Raw genomic sequence first — 946 nt, forward strand, 5'->3', positions numbered from 1 at the left:
GGCTCGAGATAGCGGGTGATGCGAGGAGCGGCTTGTTTCGTGCGCTGCCGAGAGAGCGAAAGCGGGTTGCCGGCCAAATACCCCGCCTGCACCAGCCACGCAAACAACGCATTGAGAATGACGATCGCCTGACGCTGACTCGCGGGCGACAAGGGCCCATAGAAAGGCCGCCACCGTGCATCGTGGCGAGGGTGCTTGCGACCACCGCCGGCGACCCAAGTCGCGGTGGGTTGCGGATCGGCCAGGAATTGCTGGTAACGCAGACAATCTTCGTGGGTGAGTGACGAGAGCGGCTTGTCGAGCATCACAAGCGACCAGAGCAGCAAGCGCTCGGCCTCTTTGCGATAACTCTCGAAGGTGGTCTTGGTGTCGTGAAAGCGCGAGAGCCACGCGCGAATCGCATCGAGATCATGGTTGGCCGCGATCTGCGCACGACCGTCCGTCGCGCGATTCGCCCCGACACTACCGTCGAGCGTCGACGGAATCACGAGGGATTCGAGGGGCGCGGGTTGGAGTGCAACGGATGTCGGTGGCTGAAGAGCGGGCATCGAGTGTCACGCGGTTTCGAGGTCGGTACGACACGAATGAATCAACATTATAGCACTAATGTCAAATCAAGCCGTCGATTGGGTTAGATAAATATCGAAATACGTTGTACTATTGTCGGTGTTCCCCGCTCTGGCTCGCTCATGTCCGACGTTCTTTCCGACGAAACCCGCCTCGCGGCCGATATCGAGCGCCTCAAGGCCGAGTTCCCCAAGACGCGTGAACTCTATCGCGAGGTGTGCGCTCTGCTGTTTTTCCGCTTCGGCGTTCCGCCCACTGCCAATCGCCTCTACCACCTGGTCCGGCGCGGCACCATGAGCACGCCGGCGTCGGTGCTCGCCGAGTTCTGGGCGGAGTTACGAGAGAAGAGTCGGGTGCGTATCGAGCACCCGGACTTGCC

General features: G+C 61.0%; 2 protein-coding genes. One reads left to right on the top strand and one right to left on the bottom strand.

Features of this window, described 5'->3' with window-relative positions; translation table 11 throughout:
• On the bottom strand, positions 1 to 548 hold a 548-nt coding region (locus AWB81_RS43515), incomplete at its 3' end, for a site-specific integrase (protein WP_510183688.1).
• A 141-nt stretch (positions 549 to 689) separates the two neighbouring features.
• Here AWB81_RS43515 and AWB81_RS43520 point away from each other — a divergent pair.
• Positions 690 to 946 (top strand): DNA-binding protein (locus AWB81_RS43520; protein WP_200822654.1); only part of this gene is annotated, 257 nt, incomplete at its 3' end.

Source organism: Caballeronia arationis (assembly GCF_001544975.2).
Taxonomy (GTDB): Bacteria; Pseudomonadota; Gammaproteobacteria; order Burkholderiales; family Burkholderiaceae; genus Caballeronia; species Caballeronia arationis.